A 6,424-nucleotide genomic window follows, 5' to 3' on the forward strand; every position below is an offset into this window, starting at 1 on the left:
AGACAGAAGGTCTCTGGCACAAAAGAGCCGCTGACCGTAAAACTTGATCAATGCCCTGTTCGCGTGTTTGCGCGGACGGGGCATTGCCGTTTTGCGCAAAGGGTTGATATGGGGGTGGGCAGCGCCGTCGCATCGAGATTGCCCGAGCCCTGCTGTGCCCAGGCGACGCGGTGATTCTGGACGAGCCCTTTACCGGTCTAGATACCGCTGCGCGCGACGCATGCGCCGAGGTCGTGCTCGACTTGCTCGACGGTCGCATCCTGTTGCTTGCCACGCACGATGCCGTCGACGCTCAGGCCCTCAATATCTCGGATATCATCACGCTCTAAATACTTACTCAGCAACAAAATGATCCGTTTTCCTCCGTCCCCATGGGGTCGGGTATGGTATTCTATCTGCGGGGTAATACTTTGGAATACCAAGTAATACCAACGCCGTAGAAACAAACTCCAGATGCGGGCCAATCGGGTTGCCTTCACAGCCCGTCGCCCAGCCGCGTGGCCCGCATCTATCCGCACCACCGTCGTTTCAAAAAGGAAGCGCCATGGCAGAACACATGACCCCGGTTGTCGCGAAGGTCTTGCCCGAGGAAAAGGCGGCCTTCGCGGCGGCAACGCAGCTCGTAGGTACCACGCCGTCCAACGCCATCCGCATGTTTATCGCCGCGTTTAATCGCTGCGGCACCTTTCCGTTCGACATTTCGCCCAACGGGGCCTTTGGCACTGCGCCCGATTCTCATCAACAATGACTGTCCCAAACTGCCGGCACTTGGGGACGTTCCTTTTCTGCCGGCAGTTAAGGAACGTCCCTAAGTGCCGGGTTTTGAGGAGGTTGGCATGCTCAATGCGATGATTTGGGCGCTTGCCTGTTTTGGCGTTATCGCGGCAGATATTGCCCTGAGCGTGGTTTTGTTTTCCGCTTTGGGTGTCGCGTCGGTGTTCATGGGCTTTTCGATTGACGACCTCGATATTCAATTGCTTCAGGCTGCCGCGCAGATGGCGTCGTTTTTGATGGCGCTGCTGTGGTGGCGTTATCTGTGGCCGCGCTCGTTTATGGCGCGCTGGCAGGGCGAGCGCCCGCTTGGCGGGGGAGCAAATGCTGCATGGAAGCGCATCGTTTGCGTTATCGTGATTGGCCTAGCCCTGCAGGTGGTCGTTGGCTGCGTGACCGACGCCGTGCTGGCGCTGTTGCCCGATGCCGCGGCCGACTACAGCGAGCTTGTCGAGGAAACAGGCATGGGCGACACCAGCTATCTCGCCGTCCTGACTACGGTGCTCGGCGCCCCATTTTGTGAAGAGCTGCTGGTGCGCGGCATCATTTTTGAGTTTTCGCTCCGAGCGTTTAACCCGCAGTGCCGCCCACTTTGGAAGCGCCGGCGTCGTGCGGGTGCGCAGGACGGCGCCATGGTGTCCTGGGCGGCCCCAAGTACGTGGGGTATTGCCGCGGCGATTGTGCTGCAGGCGGCAATCTTCGGTTTTATGCACATGAATTGGGTGCAGGGTTGCTACGCGGGCGCTGCCGGTCTGGTCTTTGGCTGGGTGCTCGTGACCACCGGAAAGCTCCGTTACACGATCCTGTTGCACTTTGCCTTTAACGCCGGGTCGTATCTCATGACGTTGCTCTGGTTTGTGAACACGCCGTTCGATGTGGCAATTACGGTCGCTATCGCTGGCGTCATCCTCGTTGAGGCAATGCGCTCACTGCGCCACGCGTGTGGGATGGACGCAGCGAGCGCGCCGCTGCCCTAGTTGTGACGCCCGCCTCCGTTGGCGCCCTGTCGTCCCTGGGCCGCACGGTTGCGGCCGGCGGTGTTCTGCGCACGCGACATGCCGCCGTGCCCCTTGCTGCCCTTGGGGCCCTTGCCGGCACCACCGTGGGCCCTGCCGCCCTTCTTGCCGGTGCCATGCCCGCCGCCAGCAGACGTCTCGCCCAGGCGCGGCGGCACGGGACGAATCAGACAATGCTTGGTGTAGCCGATCAGGTCACGACGCCCGGCTTTCTCCAGTGCCTCGCGCACGAGCTTGTAGTTCTCGGGTTTGCGATATTGGATGAGCGCGCGCTGCATAGCCTTCTCGTGCGGGTCACGCGCCACATAGATTGGCTCCATGGTGCGCGGGTCAACGCCGGTGTAGTACATGCAAGTGCTCATCGTGGACGGGGTGGGGTAGAAGTCCTGCACCTGCTCGGGCATGTAGCCCATGTCGCGCACGGCCTCGGCAAGCTCCACCGCTTCCTTCATGGTCGAGCCGGGGTGGCTCGAGATGAGGTAAGGCACCACGTACTGCTTGAGTCCGTATTCGCGGTTCAAGCGCTCAAATTTGCGGCAGAACGCGTCGTAGACGGCTCGGCTCGGTTTGCCCATCACGGACAGCACCGCATCGCTCACGTGCTCGGGCGCTACGCGTAGCTGACCCGAGACGTGATGTTCCAGCAGCTCGCGCAAAAACTCGTCCGAGGTGTCGGCCATGGTGTAGTCAAAGCGGATGCCGCTGCGCACGAAGACCTTTTTGACGCCCGTCAGCTGGCGCAGGTCGCGCAGCAGCTGCGTGTAGCCGCTCTCATCGACCACCATGTTCTTGCATACGCTCGGCCACAGACAGCGCTTGTTCTTGCACACGCCGTGCTTGAGCTGTTTGTCGCAGGCAGGACGGCTAAAGTTGGCCGTCGGTCCGCCCACGTCGTTGATGTAGCCCTTAAACTCGGGGTCGCGCGTGAGCAGCTCGGCCTCGCGCATGATCGAATCGTGGCTGCGCATCTGCAGCACGCGGCCCTGGTGGAAGGTGAGCGCGCAAAACGAGCACTCGCCAAAGCAGCCGCGGTTAGAGCTGATGGAAAACTTGATCTCGGCAAAGGCAGGCACGCCGCCTGCCGCGTCGTAGTCGGGATGCCAATCGCGTGCGTAGGGGAGCTCTGCCACCTCGTCCATCTCGTCGGTGGTGAGCGTCGCCGATGGCGGGTTTTGCACCACATAGACGCTGTTGGGGTAGGGCTCTACCAGGCGATGCCCGGTGATGGGGTCCATGTTCTGCTGTTGCACGTTAAAGCTGCGCGCGTAGTTGAGCTTGTCGGCGGTAAGGTCGTCCCAGCTGGGCAGCAGGTCGTAGTCGTAGACCTCGTCGAGCGACCCCGTGCGGTAAACGGTGCCGTTGATATAGGTGATCTGGTCGACGGGCAGTCCCGCGTCGAGCGCGTCGGCGATCTCGACAATCGCGTGCTCGCCCATGCCGTAGATGAGGATGTCGGCGCCCGAGTCGAGCAGTACCGAGCGCTTGAGCTTGTCCTGCCAGTAGTCGTAGTGGGCCAGGCGACGCAGGCTTGCCTCGATGCCGCCGATGATGATGGGGGCGTCCTTGAACGTCTGGCGGATGAGGTTGCCGTAGACCGTGACGGCTCGGTTGGGACGGCGCCCCTCCTCGCCACCGGGGGTATAGGCGTCGGTATGGCGGCGGTGCTTGGTCACCGAATAGTGGTTGACCATGGAGTCCATGTTGCCGGCACTGACGAGAAAGCCCAGGCGCGGCTCGCCGAGCACGGTGATGCTGGCGGGGTCGGTCCAGTCGGGCTGGCAGATGATACCCACCTTGTAGCCATGCGCATCGAGCACGCGGCTGATGATGGCCATGCCAAAGCTCGGATGGTCCACGTAGGCATCGCCGCAGATGTAGACAAAGTCGCACTGGTCCCAGCCGCGCGCATCCATATCGGAGCGACTGACGGGGAGGAACTTATCGCGGCCTGGACGCCAGGGACGGACAGGTGCTGCCGGGGTATGAGTGGCGTGGCCGCCCTGGGCCTTGCCGCCACGCTTTTGCTGCTGGCCCTGTTTGCCCTGCTGACTGCGCTGGTTGTTCTGAGCGTGCTGAGGCTTTTTTGCCACGATCCCTCCCGGTGTTTGTATGCTGCACGTAATTGTAACCAGTCTTTTTGGGACGGGGCTAAAAAGACTGGTGGAGTACATGGGCTGGCGGATCGGCGTGTCGATGCGGGTGTCGGCGCCGCGCCCGCCGTTTGTTTCCAGACTGTGTATCCGCGCGTTGGGGAACTCGTCTCGCGCGCACGCCATGTTGTCAATGGGTTACAGTATGAACGGCGGCTATGTCTCCGCCAACGCACGAGAGGGTCGTCAACAAGGAGGCCGCACGACGATGCAGCGTGCCAAGCAGATATCGGAGTCCATCGAGCTGGGCATCATCTTGGCGCTTGCCGGTGGCTTTATGGATGTGTATTCGTACATTGGGCGCGACCATGTTTTCGCCAACGCGCAGACGGGTAACATCCTGCTGGTGGGCGTGAGCATCTCAGAGGGCAATTGGGCACTTGCGGGGCGCTACTTCTTCCCTGTGGTTTCGTTTGCCGTGGGCATTATGCTTGCCGACCTGGTACACGAGCGTTTTGGCAGCGTGATCCATTGGCGTCAGGTGACGGTGTTCTTTGAAGCCGTCATCTTGCTGGGCGTGAGCTTTATCCCCGGTGGCGATTTCAACCTGCTCGCCAACTGCCTTACCTCGTTTGCCTGCGGTATGCAGGTCGAGAGTTTCCGCAAGATTCATGGACACGGCATCGCCACGACTATGTGTATCGGCAACTTGCGCAACGCGCTGCAAAACGTGGACGATTACATCATCACCCACAAGCGCGGCTTTTTGGAAAACGGCCTGCTGTACTTTGGCGTGATCTTTACCTTTGTGTTTGGCGCCGTGCTGGGCAACTGGTGTATTGAGCGCATGGGGCTGCACGCCATTGCGGTGGCGAGCGTGCTGCTGTTCGTGGCGTTTGCAATCATGTTCATCGACCGCGAGCGCGACCTGCGTTTTCGCTGGAAGCTTGCGGCAGAGGCTTGGAAAGAGGGCTGTCGAAAGTAACCGAATGCGGCAGAGGGGTTGTCCCTTTGCCGCATTGTTTTTTCATCTTCTGTTGAAACGCTTTAACACTTTTGATGTTCTCATGCATTTTTTGTTTCAAAAGCGTTAGGATGGAACTTACAGCGCGGGGCGTAATGGTTGCCCCGCACACGATGGGGAGGCTATCAATGGCTAATCGTTTCGTTCTCAACACCATTTCTTATCATGGTTCCGGCGCCATCAAGGAGATCCCCGGCGAGCTCCAGCGTCGCGGCTACAAGAAGATCTTCGTCTGCTCCGACCCCGATCTGGTCAAGTTTGGCGTTACCGCTAAGGTGACCGACGAGCTCGACGCTGCCGGCATCACTTGGAGCCTTTACTCCGAGATCAAGCCCAACCCCACTATCCAGAACGTCAAGGACGGCGTCGAGGCTTTCAAGGCCGCCGAGGCTGATGCTATCGTGACCATCGGTGGCGGCTCCTCCATGGATACCGCCAAGGCCATCGGCATCATCATCAACAACCCCGAGTTCGCTGATGTCCGCAGCCTCGAGGGCGTTGCTCCCACCAAGAACCATGCCGTGTTCACCATCGCCGTGCCGACGACCGCCGGTACCGCTGCTGAGGTGACCATCAACTACGTCATCACCGACCCCGAGAAGGTCCGCAAGTTCGTGTGCGTCGACACCAACGATGCCCCCGAGGTCGCCGTCGTCGACCCCGACATGATGGCTTCCATGCCCGCCGGCTTGACCGCCTCTACCGGCATGGATGCTCTGACCCACGCCATCGAGGGCTACACCACCAAGGGCGCTTGGGAGCTCTCCGACATGTTCCACTTTGAGGCTATTAAGCTGATTAGCGAGAACCTGCGCGACTCTGTCGCTGAGGCCAAGTCCGGTCAGCCCGGCTCCGGCCGCGAGGGCATGGCCCTTGGCCAGTATGTCGCCGGCATGGGCTTCTCCAATGTTGGCCTGGGCATCGACCACGCCATGGCTCACACCCTCTCCGCTCACTACGACACCCCGCACGGCGTCGCTTGCGCCATGCTGCTGCCGATCGCCATGGAGTTCAACAAGCCGGTTTGCGCCGAGCGCCTGGCCAAGGTTGCCGTCGCCATGGGCGTTGACACCACGGGCATGAGCACCGAAGAGGCCGCTGACGCTGCCATCGCCGCCGTCAAGCAGCTCTCTGCCGACGTGAACATCCCGCACGTCTGCGAGGCCATGAAGGCCGACGAGATCGAGGTCCTGGCCAAGGACGCTATGGCCGACGCCTGCTTCCCGGGCAACCCGCGCGAGGCAACGCTTGACGACGTCATCGAGCTCTTCAAGAAGATCTGCCCGGCTGAGTAAATCACTCCCGTCGGCGGCCCCGGGTTTCCCTCCGGGCGCGTCCTCGGACATGCAAAAGGCCCCGCTGCGCGCGTTGCGCGGCGGGGCCTTTTGCGTCCTGCGGAATGCGCCCGGAGGGAAACCCGGGGCCGCCTGCGTTCTTTTCTCAGATGCCGGGGTGCCGGAAAGGCGGGATGTGAGGGGCGCATTGTTGGATGGCGCCTTATGTCTGCTTATCGTGGCGGGGGC

5 protein-coding genes and 1 pseudogene are annotated in these 6,424 nt (G+C 61.2%); 5 read left to right on the forward strand and 1 reads right to left on the reverse strand.

The window, feature by feature from the left end; translation table 11 throughout:
* Nucleotides 1-125: 125 nt before the first annotated feature.
* The 3 genes and pseudogenes from DW732_RS09865 to DW732_RS04120 all read left to right on the forward strand — a co-directional run.
* Nucleotides 126-329, forward strand: a pseudogene (locus DW732_RS09865) (hypothetical protein); the annotation flags it as partial.
* 215 nt (nt 330-544) lie between these two features.
* Nucleotides 545-748: a hypothetical protein gene (locus tag DW732_RS04115; protein WP_117734431.1), complete on the forward strand. Its 204-nt coding sequence runs from the start codon at nt 545-547 to the stop codon at nt 746-748.
* 88 nt (nt 749-836) lie between these two features.
* Entirely contained in the window at nt 837-1,748 is a 912-nt protein-coding gene (locus DW732_RS04120) for a CPBP family intramembrane glutamic endopeptidase (protein ID WP_147356359.1), read from the forward strand.
* Here DW732_RS04120 and DW732_RS04125 read toward each other — a convergent pair.
* Nucleotides 1,745-3,877 carry a YgiQ family radical SAM protein gene (locus DW732_RS04125; RefSeq protein WP_233539355.1) on the reverse strand — a complete coding sequence of 711 codons (2,133 nt, stop codon included), beginning with the start codon at nt 3,875-3,877 and terminating at the stop codon, nt 1,745-1,747. The two genes, DW732_RS04120 and DW732_RS04125, sit on opposite strands and share 4 nt — an antisense overlap.
* A gap of 193 nt (nt 3,878-4,070) precedes the next feature.
* Between DW732_RS04125 and DW732_RS04130 the strand changes: the two genes are divergently transcribed.
* The gene (locus DW732_RS04130; protein ID WP_370214169.1) at nt 4,071-4,862 is read left to right on the forward strand and encodes a YoaK family protein; all 792 of its coding nucleotides are present in this window, start codon (nt 4,071-4,073) and stop codon (nt 4,860-4,862) included.
* A gap of 167 nt (nt 4,863-5,029) precedes the next feature.
* Nucleotides 5,030-6,196 carry a lactaldehyde reductase gene (gene fucO / locus DW732_RS04135; RefSeq protein WP_118098876.1) on the forward strand — a complete coding sequence of 389 codons (1,167 nt, stop codon included), beginning with the start codon at nt 5,030-5,032 and terminating at the stop codon, nt 6,194-6,196.
* Nucleotides 6,197-6,424: the final 228 nt, after the last annotated feature.

Source organism: Collinsella sp. AM28-11LB (assembly GCF_003469895.1).
Taxonomy (GTDB): Bacteria; Actinomycetota; Coriobacteriia; order Coriobacteriales; family Coriobacteriaceae; genus Collinsella.